The following is an 18,145-nucleotide window of genomic DNA, read 5'->3' as shown; positions in this document are numbered from 1 at the left end:
TACCGACCGGTGGGTGGGGCTCAACGCCCGTGCCGATAGCCTTATCACCAGGTATTAAACAACAGAAATCATTTTTATTATTTTGTGACTATTGTTTTATTTGCCGATTCTGATACAATGTGTTTTGTAACTGCTGATGCTTAGGGGAGCATCGTTTTTTTGATGAATCAAACTTTATTTGGGGAGGCATAACATGGCACGAAAGAAAACCATTACGCGCGATCACATTTTGAACGCTGCGTACAACTTAGTCATTGCGGAGGACTTTAAGAAGTTCACCGCTCGTAACATCGCTGCATCGATGGGGTGCTCCACGCAACCTATCTACCTCGAATTTGCCAACATGGCAGATTTGCGGCAGGCGGTGGTTGATCGCATCAAGTCAGAACTGACGGAACGGTTCCAGCGCACCTATACTGATGACCCGCTGATCGACATGGCGTTGACTTACATCGACTTTGCCATCGAGAACAACAGCTTGTACCAGTCAGTGTTCGTTGAGGATCACCTCGGTGTTGACGACATGCGCCAGTTTGCCATGAGTGCCGCCTTGAAGCGCCTCAACAAGTACGACTCCGTTAAGCAGTTGACTGAATCTCAGAAGAACAACGTCATTACTGGCGCCTGGATCGTGGCTACAGGGATTGCGGACTTGATGTCTGCCGGCTTCATCCACATCTCCCACGCCCAGATGATCGAGATTTTACAGTCGGTACTGAAGGACTTTATTGAGAACAAGCGTTTCGATGGTGCAGATAGTGACAACATTATTTCCATGGCTCGCGCCAACTAATTCAAGGGTACGATACGATTAAGGACGATGCTTTCTAGCATGGCCCTTTTTTAATGCCCGCAAAGTCGCCCAGGGTAGCAAAACGGGGCCCAGAAGCTGGCCCCAGAGGTGGTGCAATTATTGAGCTGCGATTTCTTGCTGCTTGGCAACGATTTGGTTGACGAACTCTTCAAGGCGGTCGATATCCTCGGCTTCGGGGGCTAAGTCAACTTTGACGCTGTCGGCACCCTTCACGGCTCCATCGGCGGCGAGGACTTCCGCGAAGTCATCAACACTGGTGGCAAAGTCGGTGTAGAAGTGGTCGCCACTACCGGCGCAACCGAACACCTTGCCGTGGAGGTCGACGTCCTTGAGTTCCTCGTAGAAGTCAACGGCTTCGTCAGGCAACATGCCGCTACCGGAGTCGCTAAACGTGTAGGTGGCCACGATGCAGATGTCGACGTCGGCAAAGTCGTCGGCAATGGCTTGTGACACCTCGGTGGTGGTCACGGACACGTTGTGTTTCTCCAGCTCTTCCTCGATAATTTCGGCAATTTCTTCAGTATTACCAGTCATGCTGGCGTAAACAATTCGTGCTGTAGCCATGTGTGCGCTACCTCCTATTAAATGTTCCCAAACAGTATAGCAGATTTGTGCTCCATGGTCACAGTGTGCTCCAAACACGGTGCGTGGTGCCGGCGTGGCTCCGATAGCTGGGGTGTGACCCGTGCCGGTGGCGTCTAGATTGATGGTGCGTGTGCACTGTTAGCGTTTAGTCACAACAAGCAGGGGGGCAATACGGCAGCACCGTCGCGGGTTGAAGCCTGCGCCAGAAAGCGGCTATCGTGGCGTGGTTTAGCAAGCAAGGATAGTTCAACATGCCCGCTCAGTCACGTGGGCGCCCCGAACATCGCAATGGGGATATGTTTTGGTGTATCATGGTGGAGATAGCAAATGGAGGTAGAGAATTTGATTACCATTAAGACAGACCGTGAAATTGACGGTATTCGTCGCGCTGGCGCCGTTTTGGCCGGCGTGCACCGTGGCTTGCGTAACATCATCAAGCCCGGTATTTCTAGCTGGGAGATTGAAGAATTTACCCGGCAGTACATCAGTGACCACCACGCCCACGCGAGTGAAATGGGCTTTGAGGGTTACCAGTACGCGACCTGTGTATCCGTTAACGACGAAGTAGCCCACGCTGAACCGCGCAAGGACCTGATCCTGCACGATGGTGACATCGTGGCCGTCGATATGTGTGTGGACAAAGACGGCTACATCAGCGACTCTTGCTGGAACTACGCCGTTGGTAACATCAGTCCCGAAGCCCAAAAGCTGATGGACGTGACCAAAAAGGCTTTGTACCTGGGTATTGACCAGGCCGTTGTCGGTAACCGTATCGGTGACATCGGCCACGCCATCCAGCAGTACACCGAAGTCGAAAATGGTTACGGCGACGTACGCGAACTGATTGGTCACGGCATTCAGCCGACCATGCACGAAGCACCTAACGTGCCGCACTACGGCAAGCCCGGTCATGGTCTGCGCCTCAAGGCCGGCATGACCATTACCATCGAGCCGATGATTACTACCGGCACCTGGGAAATTGTTGCCAAAGAAGACCCTAAGACTAACTGGGAATACTACGTTACGGCCGATGGCTCCCTGTGTGCGCAGTACGAACACACCATTGCCATTACCAACGATGGGCCTAAGATCCTGACTAGCCAAGATCCAGAATATGATGCTAAGTACCTTTAGCAAATAACGTGCCGCGACCATCTTGGTGGTGGTACTGGCGGCCAATTGTGCGGTGGTGGGTTATTGCCCATTGCGCGCCGGTTGGCCGTTTATTTGTTTACTGAGGGTAGTAAAAGCATGGCCGCAGTGGCGGTCGTGTCAGTGATAAAGGAGGAAGCCCATGCCTAAGCGCACGGTTTTCGGGCATCGGGTCAGTGCAGCCTCGTGGCAAGAGCTACATGACCGTAATGAACAAAGACATCAGCCAATTCACCGCCAGCACCTAACGCCTAAACAACGCTGGGCGGCAATACTCGACCTGCTGGGCCGGCGGGTCAACGCCGCACAAATCGACCAAACGGCTGCAGCAATGGCGTACTACGCGATTCTATCGGCATTTCCGGCCGCGCTGATCGTGTTTAACCTAGTATCCCGAATCGGGGTCTCTAGTTTTGGCCTACGCACGACCGTGACGCAGGTGGTCCCCGCCAACGTGATGGCGACGATTCGACCCGTGCTCGCATCACTCGCGGCAAAGCCCAACACTACGTGGGTGGGCATTGGGACTATCTTTACGTTGTGGGCGGCAAGTCTGTGTATCGCCTCCATGCGGTCGGGGTTCAACCGGGCGTATGGTATTCGGGCAACCGTGCAGAATTTTTTCATTTCGCGTCTGGTATCAATGGTGCTCACGGTGATCCTAATTGCGGTCGTTTTGGCCGTGGTGTTGGTGTTTACCTTTGGGCGGCAAGTGCTCGAATGGGTGGTAGAAAATACCAGCATTCGTAATTACTGGGTGAGTGCCTTTCAGTCGGTCAAGTGGCCGATCACCATCGTGGTGTTGGTGGTGGCTTTCACCTTGTGTTACTACCTCATGCCTAACGCCAAAATGCGGTTCTGGACCATCATGCCCGGAGCGGTTTTTGCGACCGTGGGGTGGATCGTGGTGTCGTACGCTTTTTCCCTGTACATGCGCTACTTTGGTAGTGGCTTCAGCGCGTACGGTACACTCGCAGCCTTCGTGGTGCTGCTACTGTGGCTGTTTGTGAATTCGTTCATCGTTATGGTGGGCGCCGTGCTGAACGCGTGTGTCTACGAATACTTTTATGGACAAATTCACGGCAGTAAGGGCCGCGTCCACGACTTTGCCCAGACGCGTATACATTGGCATCCGCACCACCGTTAACGTTGTTGGTTTTGTCCCCGGTGATTGTTAACCGAGGGCTTTTTTTGTAGTTGGGGATGAGTATAATGGCGTTGATATGGACAAAGGAGGCATTAGTTTGCGCACATTGACGAAGGGTAACCCAATCAAATTGGTGGTATTATTTACCATCCCCCTCCTGATTGGGAACGTATTCCAACAACTGTATAGTTTCATGGATGCGCTGATCGTTGGGCGGACGATTGGGGTGAACGCACTCGCGGCCGTGGGGGCCACGGGTAGCCTGACGTTTTTGGTTATTGGCTTTGCCCAGGGGACTTCCTCGGGGCTGGCGATTCCCACCGCCCAGGCGTACGGTGCGCGCGACTTTCGCGGGGTGCGGCGGAGTTTTGTCGCTAGTATTTGGCTGGCCATTATCATTACGGTAATCGGCACGGCGCTGTCGGTAACGTTCACGGTGCCGCTGCTCCACCTGATGCAGACACCGGCCAGCATCGTCCACCAGTCGGCATCCTTCGTGCGTGTCATCTTTATGGGGTTCGGTGCCTCCATGGCGTTTAACGTGCTCAGTAACCAGATTCGTGCGCTGGGTGATTCACGCACACCACTGATTTTCCTGGTATTGTCCACCATTGTTAACATTTTGCTGGAATTGCTGTTTATCCTCAAGTTGCACATGGGGGTTGCTGGTGCTGGCTGGGCGACGGTGACGGCCCAGGTCTTTTCATCGCTGTGCTGTTGGTGGTACATTCGTCGGCGCATCCCGATGCTGGTGGTGCGGCGGCATGACATGACCTTCGACCTGGTGGAAGTGCGTAAGCAGATGACCATCGCGTTGCCGATGGGCTTTCAGCAGTCAATCATTGCCATTGGCGCGGTGATCATCCAGGTAATGCTCAACACGCTGGGGACCGATGCGGTCGCGGCCTACACCGCGGCGGGACGAATCGACCAGTTGGCGTCACTACCGGCGGCCTCGTTTGGGGTGACCATGGCGACGTACGCGGCGCAGAACAAAGGTGCGCGGGAATTCGGACGGATTCGGCAAGGTATCCACCAAACGATGGCCCTGAACATGACGACGTCGGCGATCCTCGGGGCGTTGATCATCATCTTTGGACGGCCGCTGGTGAACCTCTTTCTCGGTAACGGGGTGCTGCACGTGACCGCGCTGGCGCAAACGTATTTCCACTTCAACGCCAGCATGTACTGGTTCCTAGCACTTCTGTTTACGGTCCGTTACACGTTGCAGGGCCTGGGTCAGACGTTGGTGCCAACGCTGGCAGGGGTCTTCGAACTGGTGATGCGGATCTTTGCGGGTGTGATTTTGGTTACGAGTCTCGGCTTCACGGGGGCGGCGATGGCCAACCCGTTGGCCTGGATTGGCTCGGTGTCCGTTCTGATTGCCAGTTATCTGCGGACGATGCGGCGGTTGAAAGAGCAGGAGTTGGCGAAGGCCGCAGCACAATAAGTAAATTACGGCGAGAGTTGCTCACTAATTAGGTGGGCAACTTTTTGGCTCCTAAAGGATATGGAGAGATATGCTGCCTTAGTCACGAGAGTGTCAGTAGGTGGATTGTCGTGGAGCCAGTTCGGTGTCTCTTTGTGGCAGCCGGCGTTCCCGTGCATTGGGCAGGCGTCGCCAACTAACGACGCATACCACTAATCATCCAGTGGTCGGTGTGCAGATGATGCGGTATGATGGTAGCAATGAATAACATCGAGGAGGCACCATCATGCTGGAACAAGCATACCTAGATTTGGCCCGCCACATTCTTGACGATGGCCATTATAAAGATGATCGGACCGGGACTGGCACCTATAGCATCTTTGGCTACCAAATGCGGTTCAACCTGCAGGAAGGGTTCCCGCTGCTGACCACCAAGAAGGTACCTCTCGGGCTGATTAAAAGTGAATTGCTGTGGTTCCTGCACGGTGATACCAACATTCGCTTCCTCCTCCAACACAAAAATCACATCTGGGATGAGTGGGCCTTTAAAAAGTGGATCGAGTCGCCGGAGTACCACGGTCCGGACATGACTGATTTTGGCCGGCGGCACCTGGTGGACGCGGATTTTAACGCCCAGTACCAGGAACAAAAGCGTGCCTTTGACGACCGTATCTTGCACGACGACGACTTTGCCGCCCACTATGGGGATCTGGGTAATGTGTATGGCAGTCAGTGGCGTGCTTGGCGTACCAGTACTGGTGGAACAATCGACCAGCTTGGGCATGTAATCGAACAAATTAAGCACAACCCCGATTCTCGGCGGCTGATCGTGTCCGCATGGAACCCGGAGGACGTGCCGACGATGGCGCTGCCACCATGCCACACCATGTTCCAGTTCTACGTGAATGATGGCAAGCTGTCACTACAGTTGTATCAACGTTCGGGAGACGTCTTCCTGGGCGTTCCATTTAACATTGCCAGCTACGCGCTGTTGCTCTCGATGGTGGCGCGAGCAACGGATCTGCAGGTGGGCGACTTTGTCCACACGCTAGGGGATGCCCATATTTATAAGAACCATTTAGACCAGGTGCGTGAACAGTTGAGCCGGACGCCGCGGCCAGCACCGCAGTTGTGGTTGAACCCCGACAAGCATGACCTCGATGAGTTTGGCATGGATGATATTAAAGCGGTCAACTATGACCCGCTACCGGCCATCAAGGCTCCGGTAGCAGTATAATTAACGGCGATAACGCGACCAACGGAGTACGAGGAGATGACGGGGTATGGAAACAGCCTTTATTTGGGCGCAGGACCGCAACCGGGTAATTGGGCGTGACGGCAAACTGCCGTGGCGGTTAGCCGATGACCTCAAATTTTTTAAGGCAACAACGTTAAACCAGGCGGTGATCATGGGCCGCCGCACCTTTGCCGGTATGGGCAGTCGGGCCCTCCCGCAGCGGCAAAACATTGTGTTGACTCACCAAGCTGATTTTCAGGCTCCGGATGGGGTCGTCGTGGTGCACTCTATGGAGGCCGCGCTCAATGCCGCTAACACGGGCGACCACGATGTCGCCTTTGTTATCGGCGGGGCGGGGGTGTTCACCAGCTTTTTAACCGCGGTTGGCAACCCCGACAAGCTCTACGTGACGCGGATACATGGGGCGTTTGAGGGGGATACCAAGATGGTCCTCCTCCCGTGGTCGCAGTACCGGCGTGACTCGGCGCGGACGGTTATAGCGGCGGACCCCAAGTTGACCCATACGTTCGAGCAGTGGGTGTACGCACCGCAGCCACCACATACCAGTGAGGGCTAGTCACAAAACATGTGTTTTAGTAAAGAAACAGGGGTGGGCGGCCGGCCTGCCCCCGTGCTGGTAAAATTATGGTAGCGTCATAACTCCGATAATAAAGGATGGTCAACAACATGAAGAAGCTTTTTTGGGCCCTGGCGGCAGTGGTCGTGGCCGTAATTGGTTTGGGTACGCAGCACGTAGCGGCTGCCACCGATAGCGCCTGGGATAAGCCAGTGGTGACGTTAGGGTCATCACTCACAAGTAGTCAGCGGCAGGGTGTCATTGACACCCTGACCGACGCCGCAGGGACGGGTGACAGTTACAACACGCTGACCGTTGACGGGGCGACATTGGTGAAATACCTGAACCCGAGTGGTGATAACTTCACCACCAGTTCAGGGGTCTGGTCGTCCGCGTTGGTACAAAAAACCAGTAGCGGCGGTATTAACGTCAAGATCGTCAACTATAACGGGGCGAACAACATCACCACCATTACCGCTGACCAGTACCGTAATGCGGCCGTTACGGCGGGGGTCACTAACGCCAATATTTACATCACGAGTCCGGTCTCAATCGACGGGTCCGGCGCGTTGGCGGGGGTGTACGCTGCCTTTGCAGCTAATGGCAGTACGTTGAGCCAGTCACAGGTGACGGCTGCCCAAGACGAGGTCAACACTCTGAGTAGTATTACCCAGGCCAACAAGAACAAAGACGGTTATAGTGACAAACAACTGAATAACGCCATTGCGGGCATCAAAAAGCAAATGGCGACTGACAGCAACAACGGTCAACAGACGCTCTCCTCAAATCAGATTGGGAACATTGTGGACAGTCAGTTGAAAAATAATAATTTAGGCACAATTATCAACAACAACCAGCGGACCCAGATTATTAACCTGATGGTCAAGATCCAAAATTCGGGGGCCTTGAAGGGTAGCGGTTTTAAGCAACAAGCCAGCGACCTGGCCAACAGTATCCAGAGTTCCGCCAAGGGCTTGTTCAATAAGATCAAGGGGTCGGTTGGCAATCACGATAGTAGCTGGTGGAGTAGCCTCTGGCAGCGCATCGTCAACTTTTTTACCAGCATTTACAATTGGGTATTGAGTTTGTTCTAACTCGATACCGGTACCAACCAAAAGCCACCAACGCAATCAACGCGTTGGTGGCTTTTTGGTATTGGCTCAGATTCAGCCGATTTTTACCAAAGTTTTACGGACTGCATACAAAGGTTACCCAAAGGTTGTGTGGGTCTTTACACGTGCTAGCTACACTAACAGTGTAGTCAATCGACGGGTTGGGTTTCCCGAAAGGATGTGGGTCGATGAGTATGGGGATGGATGATGACGACGTGAACGCAGCGCTCATCCGGATGGCGGCGCGGGCTAGCCACCAATTGGTGCTGGCCGGCGGTGCGTTTTTACGGCAAGACCCCGCGGCGGCGCGGTTGGTTTTCAATACTGATGCGGAACTTAACGCGGTGGAGGCCCGGATCGACCGTGCGGCGTTACGGGCGGCGCTGAGCGATATGCGGCAGGACTGGCAGGACGTGGCCACTTTACTCAAAGTTACGGATGCGCTCGAACGGGTAGGCGACCACGCCGTCGTGCTGGCCGCAATCACCACCAGTAGCTTTACCCAGCCGGGACACCCCACGGACAGCCAAGCGGATGTGTGGTTGACGGCGATGTTGAACCGCGTAGGCAAGACGCTGGGGATGGCAGTTCATGCTTTCGTGCGCCGTGATGCTAGCGTGGCACAAGAGGTCGCGTTGAGTGATCGCGAGGTAGACCGGCTGAACGTCCGCATTCAGGCGTTGCTGGGGCCAATCACGCCGGGTGAACCGGCACTGGCAGTGGCCCGCCTGTTGGCCCAAAGCGGTGATTGCGCCGTTAGTATCGCGGAACTGACGGTGTTACGGGCTACCGGCAAGTTGATTTCGTTACAACCCGGCGACGACCCGGCTGGAGAATAGAACCACACGTAGGGATGGGGTGGTGATGTTGATCTGGATGTGGATAATTGGGGCCATATTCGTGATGGTGCTCACTGGCTGGGCCATGTGGGGCACCGCTGACGGGTTGATCGACCGGCACGCGGTCACCCGCCAACTGGACCGACCGCCCCGGCGCCACGGACCACACGGGGGGAACAATTGTAGCCAGTGATAGTGGGTAAACGTGGATGAAATTGTAGATAAAAATCACCATGTCGATCAAACGTCGACATGGTGATTTTGGTGTAGGTGACGTCACCGTACCGTCTTTGTGCAAACCAGCTCTGGCTATACGCGGCTAGTAATCTCAAGACTAGCCTGCGCCAGTACGTGTCCTGGCAGGGCGTGACGAAGTTCGTTCATCCAGAAGCCTTCAGGCAGGTCTAACGTGGCGTTCAGCGCGTACATGGTAAACGTGTAGTCGTGGTCAGCGTTAGGTGGCGTTGGTCCAGTGTAGCGCTGGTAGATCTCGGGGTCGGTATTATTCACGTACCGCCCAGCGTTCGAATTGCGGCCCTGGACGAACTGTCCGGCGAGGTCGCGGCTCGCGTTGGCGGGTATGTTGGCCAAACTTAACGGAATGTCGGCGGCAATCCAGTGAATCCACATGAAGCCAGAGACCGGGATGGCATCATAGTCTGTCAGGGTCAAGGCTAGCGCCACAGTGTCGGCCGGAATATCGGTGACTTGGAACGGAAAACTGGTTACGGGAAAGCCGTTACGCATATCATCGCCCGTAGCGTACTTACCGTACTTGTCTGGTAGGTAGCCGTTAGGTGTATCAACAGCAATGTGCATTATGTGCACCTCCTTTACTCGGTACCTTTATTATACCCGTTTTTAGCATGCGAACGCGCCCTTGCCGAGCACGTTAATCGGCGCTGGGGCGGGGGATGACGCTGACTAAATTGTTGCCACGGTAAGTGGCGACTAGGTCTAGATTATGGCCGTGCAGCATCTGCGGCAATAGTGGTTTCAGGTCGGGCACGATGCCCTGATTGTCGGTGAGGGTGACCCAGTCCGGGTCCAGTGCGGCCAGAATGCCTTCCCGCGTATCGCAGGGCAGGTGCAAGCGCTCATCGGTGTCAACGACGTAGAGGTACATGATGCCAATACGGTCACCGTCGACGACCCAGTCGAGGGTACCCACAAAGTCAAAGGTGGGTTCGGGGAGTTCCGCGCCGGTTTCTTCAAAGGTCTCACGCATGGCGCCATGCCGCTCCGTTTCCCCTGGTTCAATTTTGCCGCCGATGAGGTTCCACATCCCCCGAAATGGTGGTTGACGCCGGTTAATGCCAACGACACCTTGAGGAGTCCGTAACGCAATGACAGTGTAACGTTTCATTTTTGGTTGTCCTTTCGTAATAGCAGGCGGTCCGGCAACAGCCAATTGGTTAGAATCAGTACGTCGATAATCAAGGTGAGTGGTGGCCAAATCCATCCGACGCCGATAGCGACCACGTTGCCGGTGATGGACCATTCACTTTTGCGTAGGGTCGTGGTTAGGATCGGGTTAGCGCCATTACGGAGTATGCTGGCCACCATGAGGGTGAAGACCACGTCGGCGATGAGGAGCACTACGCCGTAGAGCTGTTCGGGTACCAGCGCGATCAGGTTGGTGTCACCAACCCAGGCCGTGGCAAACGGAAAGAACGATAGCGCTAATAAGAACATGGTGTTGAGCCACAGCGTTGCGCGGGAAACCGTTTGTACACGGCTGAAGAGGTAATGGTGACTGTGCCAATAAACGGCGACGGTGACAAAGCTGGCCAAGTACACGACAAACTGGTGCCAGGTACCGAGTAACGCGTGCAGGTCATCGCCGTGCGGAACGTGGAGTTCCAAGACCATGACGGTAATAATGATGGCAATGACGCCATCCGTGAAGGCTTCCAAACGTGATTTGTCCATACGCACACCTCACTGGTAGCGGTGCTTACCGCTCGCTATAGGTAATATCGAACTGATCGAGGACGTCCTTAACGGGCCGCTGGTAGAGGGCTTGTAACGCCTCACTGGACGCCGCATCTTTGGGTAATGACAATACAAAGGCGGTTTGATGGTCGGTGTTACCCTGAGCGATAAAGCCGGTCAGGTCGTCGCCGTCGACGCTTAACGAGGTCTCGCTCAGCGTGTAGAGCTGGGTCAGTTCGAGGCGCAACTGGCGCTTGGACAGCACTGGTGGCAAGACCACAAAGTCGGGCAGGCTCAGCTGGGCGTACCCCTGGTCGATCAGGAATTGTTCAAAGCTAGCGAGAAGTTTGACCTCGACCCCCCGTAACCGCCGCGGGGTGTCAGTTTCATGTTCGCTGATCAAGCCAAAGAGATGCTCCGCTGCAGCCATCGCCGCCGGGTACCGGTTTCGCCAAGCACGCAGTGTGTTGTCTGGTTGCGGCATCTGGTGCACGTAAACGAGGCCGTCAAGCAACAACAGGGTACGGAAGGCAATCATGTCGTCAGGGTGTTGCGGATCCTCATCATCGAGTTGTTGTTCAAAGCCGGCGATGACCGATTGGTCCACGCCGTCGTTGAGCAGGCCATTTTCACGCTGCCAGGCCACGACCATCACGTGTTGTGCGGCCATTTCGAGTAGCTTAGCGGTGGAGATGCGCATGGCGTCGTATTCCTGGTCGTCGCTGTGGAGGGGCATTTCCATCATTAGGTAGCCCTTCATGTTCATCATGAAGTGAACGAGTTCGTGGCTCAAGGTGTAGTCCACGTCGGTGGTGTCGGTAATGTGCACGACCACTTGGCCGTCCTTGTTGACGGTCAGGTCACCCTGGTCGTGGTTCAGGACACCACTGCTGGGGCCTTCCGCGTTGACCTGGACTTGGTGCCCGAGGACGCGGCTGAGTTCATCTAATAATCCTTGTACTGGTTCTGCGTAATCCGCCATTATGTTACCCCTCATCTTTGCATTCTTTGTTACGACCATTGTACTGCAACACCCCAGCCACCTCCATCACACCAACCCAGCTACCACCGGTGAGGCCTGCATAGAACGTGCTGGGTATGCGTGGTATACTGGTCACAATTACGACTGTGCGCATTCGCTTGCGGCACAGAGCGTTACAATTACATCTCTGGAGGCTAGGCTCATATGTCTACAAAACCAACGTACTACATCACAACACCAATTTATTATCCGTCCGGCAAACTGACCATCGGGAACGCCTATACGACCATCGTGGCCGACGTTTTGGCCCGCTACAAGCGGCAGACCGGCTACGACGTCTTCTTCCTGACTGGGACCGACGAGCACGGATTGAAGATTGAGCAGAAGGCGGAAAAGCTGCACCAGTCACCGCAGGAGTACGTCGACGGGATGGTCGTGGGGATCAAGCAGCTATGGCAGACCCTCCACATTACCAACGATAAATTTATTCGCACCACGGACCCGGAGCACGTCAAAGCCGTGCAAAAGATCGTCCAGCGTCTGATCGATCAGGGTGACGTTTACCTCGGTGAATACACCGGCTGGTACTCCGTGGAGGATGAAGAATACTTTACTGAGACCCAGTTGGCCGAAGTTTACCGTGACGATAACGGTAAGGTTATCGGCGGCAAAGCACCGTCGGGCCACGAAGTACAGCTAGTCAAGGAAGAAAGTTACTTCTTCCGTATGAGCAAGTATGCTGACCGGCTGCTCAAGTACTACGAGGATCACCCCGACTTTATCCAGCCGGAGTCCCGTAAGAACGAAATGATCAACAACTTCATTAAGCCGGGCCTGGAAGACCTCGCCATGAGCCGAACCAGTTTCAACTGGGGCGTGCCCGTGCCGGGTAACCCCAAGCACGTGGTCTACGTCTGGGTGGACGCCCTGCTCAACTATATTACGGCGTTGGGTTACGGTAGTGACGATGACAGCCTGTTCAAGAAGTACTGGCCGGCAAACGTCCAGTTTGTCGGCAAAGAAATTGTGCGGTTCCACACCATCTATTGGCCCATCATCCTGATGGCGTTGGGTATTCCGATCCCACGGAAGGTATACGGGCATGGATGGCTACTGATGAAGGATGGCAAGATGAGTAAGTCCAAGGGCAACGCTGTGTACCCCGAGACTTTGATCAACCGCTACGGTTTGGACGCGCTACGGTACTACATGATTCGCGCGATTCCGTTTGGCCGCGACGGGGTGTTCACGCCGGAAGACTTTGTTGATCGGATCAACTTTGATCTGGCAAACGACCTCGGAAACCTGCTGAACCGGACCGTTGCCATGATCAACAAGTACTGTGATGGCCACATTCCTGCGTTGAGTGCCGGTCGGACTGATTTTGATGATAGCCTAGAGGCCACCGCCAAGCAGACGGTAGCGGATTACGCCACCCAGATGGACAACTTGCAATTCTCTGACGCGATGGATACCGCGTGGAAGCTGGTGGCACGGGCCAATAAGTACATTGACGAGACGGAGCCATGGGTACTGGCTAAAGATGACAGCAAACGCGACCAGTTGGCGTCCGTCATGGCGCACCTGGCTGAAAGTCTGCGCGTGATCGCGGTCCTGGCTAAGCCGGTGCTGGTTAAGGCCTCAGGTGACATCTTTGACCAGTTGGGATTGGACCAGAGCGCGGCTGACCAGCAGCTGCCGGAGTTTGGTCACTTACCAGCGGATGCCACCGTTGTGAAGAAGGGGCAGCCCATCTTCCCCCGGCTAGATGTGGAGACCGAGGTGGCCTACATCAAGGGCGCCATGGCCAAGAGTAAGGACAAGAAGGTTGAGGGCAACAAGAAGAAGGCGGCCGTTGCGGCTGCTGGGACCCGCAAACCGGAAATCAGCTTTGATGACTTTGATAAAACCGAGATTCGGGTGGTTGAAATTTTGGCCGTGGAACCAGTCAAAGGCTCCAGCAAATTGCTCCAGTTCACGCTGGACGCTGGTGACGAGGGCAAACGGACGATTCTGAGCGGTATTCACAAGTACTATCCGCACTACCAGGACCTCGTGGGAAAGAAAGTCATGGCCGTCGTCAACATGAAGCCACGCAAGATGCTGGGCATCGAGAGTCAGGGGATGTTACTGTCGAGTGAGGACTCGGCGGGGAAGATCACCTTACTGACGATCGACCCGAGCGTTGCCAACGGGGCACTGTTAGGCTAATTGTGTAGGCAAACAAAAATCCTGTGCGTAAGCACGGGATTTTTTCGTGGCCGATTGACTATTTATCCGCATCCGGTTTACAAAGCAATCTGGCGGGTGTCGATCAAGTGGCGCAAGTCGTTATCAATATTGGTCAGTGTTTGCCGTGGGTTGGCCTTGAAGGCCTCTGCGTACGAGGCGGCTGGCGTCCTGATAGTGGCCACCTGCTTACCGTTCATGTCGTCAATGGTAATCTGGTTACCGCTGAGGTGTGCGCTAAAGTAGCTGCCTTCAGTGGCTTCGTCCATGTAGTCCTGGGCGGATTGCTGTAAACCCTTGTTGATGACGTCGGTTGCCGTAGTCGGGTGGCCCGCTGCAGCTGCGGCCTGCACCATGCTGGCGACTTGATCCATATCTGTCGGAATATTATTCACAGTGATCATCCTTTCACTCGTTCGAACCCAACGTTTAACACGCTTAGTTTACCACGCAGAACGACGAGTTTTTCACCAAGTTGCTGTCACCGTAGTTGGTAGGTTTCGGGGAATGCTGTACAATGGGTCAAGATGAACGGAGCGGGGTACAAAGAAGCGGAGTAACTATGCAAATTTTTGATTCCCATACACATTTAAATGATCCGGCTTACGCCAGGAAGGAGGACGCCTGCGTAGCGGCAGCCCACGCACTGGGGGTCGACGAAATGGCCATTGTGGGGTCGGACACGACGCTTAACGCTGGGGCAGTGCAGTTAGCGGCCCGTTACCCGGGGTTAGTCGCCATCGTGGGCTGGCACCCTGAATCGGCGAAGGACTATACGCCGGCTGCTGCAGCGGAGTTGCGAACCCAGCTGGCGCTACCCCAAACGGTAGCGATTGGCGAAATTGGCCTCGACTACCACTGGGATACATCGCCCCGGGCGGTGCAACGCCGCGTCTTTGTCCAGCAGTTGGCGCTGGCGGACGAACTCGACATGCCAGTATCAATTCATAGTCGTGACGCCTTTATGGATACGTACACGCTACTGAATAACAGCCAGATTCGCCGCTTTGGCGGGGTGATGCATAGTTTTACCGGTGACGCGGTGTGGGCCCGGCGGTTTTTGGCGCTGGGGATGTACGTCTCGTTTTCCGGCATTGTCAGCTTCAAAAATGCGGCGCCAGAGCATGACGCGGTACGGGTAGTGCCCGATGACCGGCTGCTGGTCGAAACCGACGCGCCGTACCTGACACCGGAGCCATACCGCGGCCAGACCAACCAGCCCGGGTTTACCCGTTACGTCGTGGAGGCGGTGGCCCGGTTGCGGGGCACGACACCAGAACACATTGCCGCGGTCACGCAGGCCAACGCCCACCGGTTGTTTGGTTTAGGTAATTAGGAGATTGAATGAAACGTATACAACAAATCATCGTCGTTGAGGGTCGGGACGACACCAAGCGGTTGCGCGAGGCATTCGGCGACGTTGATACGATTGAAACGCACGGTAGTGCCATTGACGACGCTACGTTGCGGCGGATTCAGCACGCCCAGGCTACCCGTGGCGTGATCGTGCTGACGGACCCCGACTTTCAGGGGCAGCGGATCCGCAAGAAGATCATGGCCGCCGTGCCGGATGCCCAGCACGCTTTTTTACCGCGTGAGCAGGCCGTACCGGCACGCAGCGGTGGGTCACTAGGCGTGGAACACGCGCGGGTAGCTGACCTGCAGGCGGTGTTGGGGCACCTATTTACCCTGAGCACCGCGGCCCCCGAGGTCATTACGCGTGAGGATCTATGGACGGCCGGATTGTTGGGCGGCCGGGATGCGCAGCGGCGGCGTGAGCTGTTGGGTGACGAACTCAACATTGGTTATGCCAACGGTAAACAGCTGTTGCGGCGACTGCGGGCCTTTGGCATTACCACCAACGAGTTTGCGGCGGCCCTCCGTCGCGTTAATGAAAGGATCAAGCATGACTGATATTCCCCGTATTGCTACTCCGGCACGCACCCATGCCATCATGGAGCGTTTCGGCTTCCACACTAAAAAACACCTGGGGCAAAACTTTTTAACGAACCTGGACGTGTTGAGTGGCATCGTGCGCGCGGCGGCCATCGATGACCATAGCGACGTGATTGAAATTGGCCCCGGCATCGGCTCGCTCACTCAGTACTTGGCCGAAGCGGCTCACCAAGTGTTAGCGTTGGAGATTGACGCAGCGTTGTTGCCGGTACTGGCTGACACAATGGCACCGTACCCCAACGTGACGGTGGTGAATCAGGACGTGTTGGCGGCGAACCTGCAGGAGTTGATCAACACCCACTTTGATGGTCAGCACGACGTCAAAGTGGTGGCTAACCTGCCGTACTACATCACTACACCCATTTTGATGCACCTGATGCGCACGACGGTGGACTTTAGTTCGATTACCGTGATGATGCAGGGGGAGGTTGCCGACCGCTTGACCGCCCAACCCGGAAGTAAGGATTATAGTAGCCTGTCCATCGCGATTCAGAATCAGATGACGGTGCGTGTGGCCATGACGGTCAATCGACATTCCTTTGTGCCGGCGCCCAACGTGGATTCGGCCATCATTGTGCTCCAACGGCGGCCGCAACCCCTCGCGATGGTTAATGATCCGGCCGGTTTTGACCGGCTGGTCCGGGGCAGCTTTGCTTCACGGCGCAAGACGCTGTGGAACAACCTCCAGCAGCTGTACGGCAAGGCGCCAGACGTAAAGGCAGCCATGACCGCGGCCCTGGCGGATAGTGGTATTGAACCGGGGGTGCGAGCGGAGCGGCTGACCATCACCGACTTTGCGCTACTCTTCAATAATTTACAGAAACACCATGTTGCGTGAGCAGAAAAAAATCAGACCAATTTTGTAATCTTTCAGTGAAACCCACTCATACCGGGATGCACCGGGCCCTTGCCACACTTGCAATTAGGGCCTTTTTGTGCTATCATAACTAACCGAAGGGGTGAGCACATGCCAATAACACTTGCTAGTATCAAGAACAAACTTGACTCTAAAATCGGTGAGCCAATCACCGTGGTTGCCCAGGCAGGGCGGAAGAAAGTCACCCGGCGCAACGGTATTTTGCGCGAAACTTTCCCAGCCATTTTCGTGGTGGAACTGAATCAAGAAGAAAACGACTTTGAGCGGGTTTCGTACAGTTATGCAGATCTGTTGACTAAGTCAATTGAAATTTCGTTTGATGAGGCTGCTTCGGCTTAGGTAGGATGACTACCTGGCGTGGTGAAGCCAGCAACAACATGCATTACGGCTGAGGGCCGACACCAACATTCTCGTTGGTGTCGGCCCTTTGTGTTAACCGAATGTGTGCAACGGTGCGCCCACATGGTGGCGCGAAAGGAGCGAATACAACATGGTAACGGTAACGGGACAGCGGGTGCTGGTGATTGGTGGCACGTCGGGTTTTGGCCAGGCGGTTGCCCAACTTGCCCTCAATGAGGGTGCCCAGGTGACAATCATTGGCCGTACGCAGCAACACCTAACGGCCGCACTGGGCAAACTCACGGGAGCGCAAGGTGTCTGTCTGGATGTAGCTGATGGGAACCAGTTACAAAGTTGGCTGGCTGATCAGGCCAACTTTGACCACGTGGTGTCGACTCTCGGTGGCGCCATGGGTGGCGGCTTTTTGGATCACACCGACGACGAAGAGGTTGCGGCAGTGGCGGGTAAGTTTACGACGGGGATGCGGGTCGCGCGGCGCGTGTTGCCCCACCTGAACGAGCAGGGCAGTTTAACGCTGACCGCCGGCGCTGGTGGTCGCCCGTATAATGCCTCGGGCGCCGTGGTGGGCAACCAGGCGCTGATGACTTTGGTGCAAGGACTGGCCGTGGAGGTTGCGCCGCACCAACGCGTTAACGCCGTGGCGCCGTACTGGACGCCAACGGGTTTGTGGCGGAACCTGAGCGACGCCGAGGTCGCCGCGCAGGTAGAGGCCCAAGCGCAGCAAATTCCGCTGGGGCGCGTGGGCACACCGACCGAGGTGGCAACGGCCTACCTATTCTTGATGCACAATCACTTCATCACCGGCCAGACCATCTTTGTGGATGGTGGGGTGTCCGCACTGTAAACCCCGTCAGTGGGCCAGCACTTGGTTCGTGCAAAGTTGTGCATAATTGCGTATACTAATGCTAACAAGC

20 protein-coding genes are annotated in these 18,145 nt (G+C 55.4%); 14 read left to right on the top strand and 6 right to left on the bottom strand.

Going from position 1 to position 18,145, the window contains the following annotated elements:
- Positions 1-193 precede the first annotated feature (193 nt).
- Positions 194-793, top strand: coding sequence for a TetR/AcrR family transcriptional regulator (locus FD19_RS03940; RefSeq protein WP_056969177.1), 600 nt, complete (start codon positions 194-196; stop codon positions 791-793).
- A gap of 117 nt (positions 794-910) precedes the next feature.
- Here the strand turns inward: FD19_RS03940 and FD19_RS03935 are convergent, their stop codons facing one another.
- Positions 911-1,378 carry a flavodoxin gene (locus FD19_RS03935; protein ID WP_056969176.1) on the bottom strand — a complete coding sequence of 156 codons (468 nt, stop codon included), beginning with the start codon at positions 1,376-1,378 and terminating at the stop codon, positions 911-913.
- Positions 1,379-1,741: 363 nt separating this feature from the next.
- On the opposite strand from FD19_RS03935, the gene map reads away from it, so the two are divergent.
- The 7 genes from map to FD19_RS03900 all read left to right on the top strand — a co-directional run bounded on the left by map (position 1,742) and on the right by FD19_RS03900 (position 8,892).
- A complete protein-coding gene (map, locus tag FD19_RS03930) occupies positions 1,742-2,533 on the top strand; it encodes a type I methionyl aminopeptidase (RefSeq protein WP_054750112.1) in 792 nt (263 codons plus the stop codon).
- 160 nt (positions 2,534-2,693) lie between these two features.
- Complete coding sequence (locus FD19_RS03925; RefSeq protein WP_056969175.1) at positions 2,694-3,698, top strand: YihY/virulence factor BrkB family protein; 1,005 nt, start codon at positions 2,694-2,696, stop codon at positions 3,696-3,698.
- Between the two features lie 97 nt (positions 3,699-3,795).
- Positions 3,796-5,148 carry an MATE family efflux transporter gene (locus FD19_RS03920; protein WP_056969174.1) on the top strand — a complete coding sequence of 451 codons (1,353 nt, stop codon included), beginning with the start codon at positions 3,796-3,798 and terminating at the stop codon, positions 5,146-5,148.
- A gap of 265 nt (positions 5,149-5,413) precedes the next feature.
- The gene (locus FD19_RS03915) at positions 5,414-6,364 is read left to right on the top strand and encodes a thymidylate synthase (protein WP_054750118.1); all 951 of its coding nucleotides are present in this window, start codon (positions 5,414-5,416) and stop codon (positions 6,362-6,364) included.
- A 46-nt stretch (positions 6,365-6,410) separates the two neighbouring features.
- Positions 6,411-6,941, top strand: a complete 531-nt coding sequence (locus FD19_RS03910) for a dihydrofolate reductase (protein ID WP_056969173.1) — start codon at positions 6,411-6,413, stop codon at positions 6,939-6,941.
- Positions 6,942-7,051: 110 nt separating this feature from the next.
- Complete coding sequence (locus FD19_RS03905) at positions 7,052-8,035, top strand: DUF1002 domain-containing protein (RefSeq protein ID WP_056969172.1); 984 nt, start codon at positions 7,052-7,054, stop codon at positions 8,033-8,035.
- A gap of 206 nt (positions 8,036-8,241) precedes the next feature.
- Positions 8,242-8,892, top strand: coding sequence for a phosphate signaling complex PhoU family protein (locus tag FD19_RS03900; protein ID WP_054750121.1), 651 nt, complete (start codon positions 8,242-8,244; stop codon positions 8,890-8,892).
- A gap of 309 nt (positions 8,893-9,201) precedes the next feature.
- On the opposite strand, the gene FD19_RS03895 is transcribed toward FD19_RS03900, so the two are convergent.
- The 4 genes from FD19_RS03895 to FD19_RS03880 all read right to left on the bottom strand — a co-directional run bounded on the left by FD19_RS03895 (position 9,202) and on the right by FD19_RS03880 (position 11,809).
- A complete protein-coding gene (locus tag FD19_RS03895) occupies positions 9,202-9,711 on the bottom strand; it encodes a YbhB/YbcL family Raf kinase inhibitor-like protein (protein ID WP_054750123.1) in 510 nt (169 codons plus the stop codon).
- A 73-nt stretch (positions 9,712-9,784) separates the two neighbouring features.
- The gene (locus FD19_RS03890) at positions 9,785-10,258 is read right to left on the bottom strand and encodes an NUDIX domain-containing protein (RefSeq protein ID WP_054750125.1); all 474 of its coding nucleotides are present in this window, start codon (positions 10,256-10,258) and stop codon (positions 9,785-9,787) included.
- Positions 10,255-10,824, bottom strand: a complete 570-nt coding sequence (locus FD19_RS03885) for a TMEM175 family protein (RefSeq protein ID WP_054750127.1) — start codon at positions 10,822-10,824, stop codon at positions 10,255-10,257. The genes FD19_RS03890 and FD19_RS03885 overlap by 4 nt, the downstream gene beginning before the upstream one ends.
- A 25-nt stretch (positions 10,825-10,849) precedes the next feature.
- Positions 10,850-11,809 (bottom strand): hypothetical protein, encoded by a 960-nt coding sequence (locus FD19_RS03880; protein WP_056969171.1) that lies wholly within the window; start codon positions 11,807-11,809, stop codon positions 10,850-10,852.
- Positions 11,810-12,013: 204 nt separating this feature from the next.
- Between FD19_RS03880 and metG the strand changes: the two genes are divergently transcribed.
- Entirely contained in the window at positions 12,014-14,020 is a 2,007-nt protein-coding gene (metG, locus tag FD19_RS03875) for a methionine--tRNA ligase (protein ID WP_056969170.1), read from the top strand.
- Positions 14,021-14,097: 77 nt separating this feature from the next.
- On the opposite strand, the gene FD19_RS03870 is transcribed toward metG, so the two are convergent.
- Positions 14,098-14,433, bottom strand: coding sequence for a hypothetical protein (locus tag FD19_RS03870; protein WP_156639609.1), 336 nt, complete (start codon positions 14,431-14,433; stop codon positions 14,098-14,100).
- Between the two features lie 167 nt (positions 14,434-14,600).
- Here FD19_RS03870 and FD19_RS03865 point away from each other — a divergent pair, with 167 nt between their 5' ends.
- The 5 genes from FD19_RS03865 to FD19_RS03845 all read left to right on the top strand — a co-directional run bounded on the left by FD19_RS03865 (position 14,601) and on the right by FD19_RS03845 (position 18,075).
- Positions 14,601-15,374 carry a TatD family hydrolase gene (locus tag FD19_RS03865; RefSeq protein ID WP_054750135.1) on the top strand — a complete coding sequence of 258 codons (774 nt, stop codon included), beginning with the start codon at positions 14,601-14,603 and terminating at the stop codon, positions 15,372-15,374.
- 8 nt (positions 15,375-15,382) lie between these two features.
- Positions 15,383-15,952, top strand: a complete 570-nt coding sequence (gene rnmV, locus FD19_RS03860) for a ribonuclease M5 (RefSeq protein ID WP_056969169.1) — start codon at positions 15,383-15,385, stop codon at positions 15,950-15,952.
- Complete coding sequence (gene rsmA, locus FD19_RS03855) at positions 15,945-16,832, top strand: 16S rRNA (adenine(1518)-N(6)/adenine(1519)-N(6))-dimethyltransferase RsmA (protein WP_056969168.1); 888 nt, start codon at positions 15,945-15,947, stop codon at positions 16,830-16,832. The genes rnmV and rsmA overlap by 8 nt, the downstream gene beginning before the upstream one ends.
- A gap of 129 nt (positions 16,833-16,961) precedes the next feature.
- On the top strand, positions 16,962-17,210 hold the full coding sequence (locus FD19_RS03850; protein WP_054750137.1) for a Veg family protein: 249 nt from the start codon (positions 16,962-16,964) through the stop codon (positions 17,208-17,210).
- A 151-nt stretch (positions 17,211-17,361) separates the two neighbouring features.
- Positions 17,362-18,075 carry an SDR family oxidoreductase gene (locus FD19_RS03845; RefSeq protein WP_056969167.1) on the top strand — a complete coding sequence of 238 codons (714 nt, stop codon included), beginning with the start codon at positions 17,362-17,364 and terminating at the stop codon, positions 18,073-18,075.
- The last annotated feature ends 70 nt before the right edge of the window (positions 18,076-18,145 follow it).

The sequence above is a fragment of the Lacticaseibacillus thailandensis DSM 22698 = JCM 13996 genome (genome assembly GCF_001436135.1).
Lineage (GTDB): Bacteria > Bacillota > Bacilli > Lactobacillales > Lactobacillaceae > Lacticaseibacillus > Lacticaseibacillus thailandensis.
Note: the sequence above shows the minus strand (reverse complement) of the source record. Positions and strands in the feature narration are given on the sequence as shown.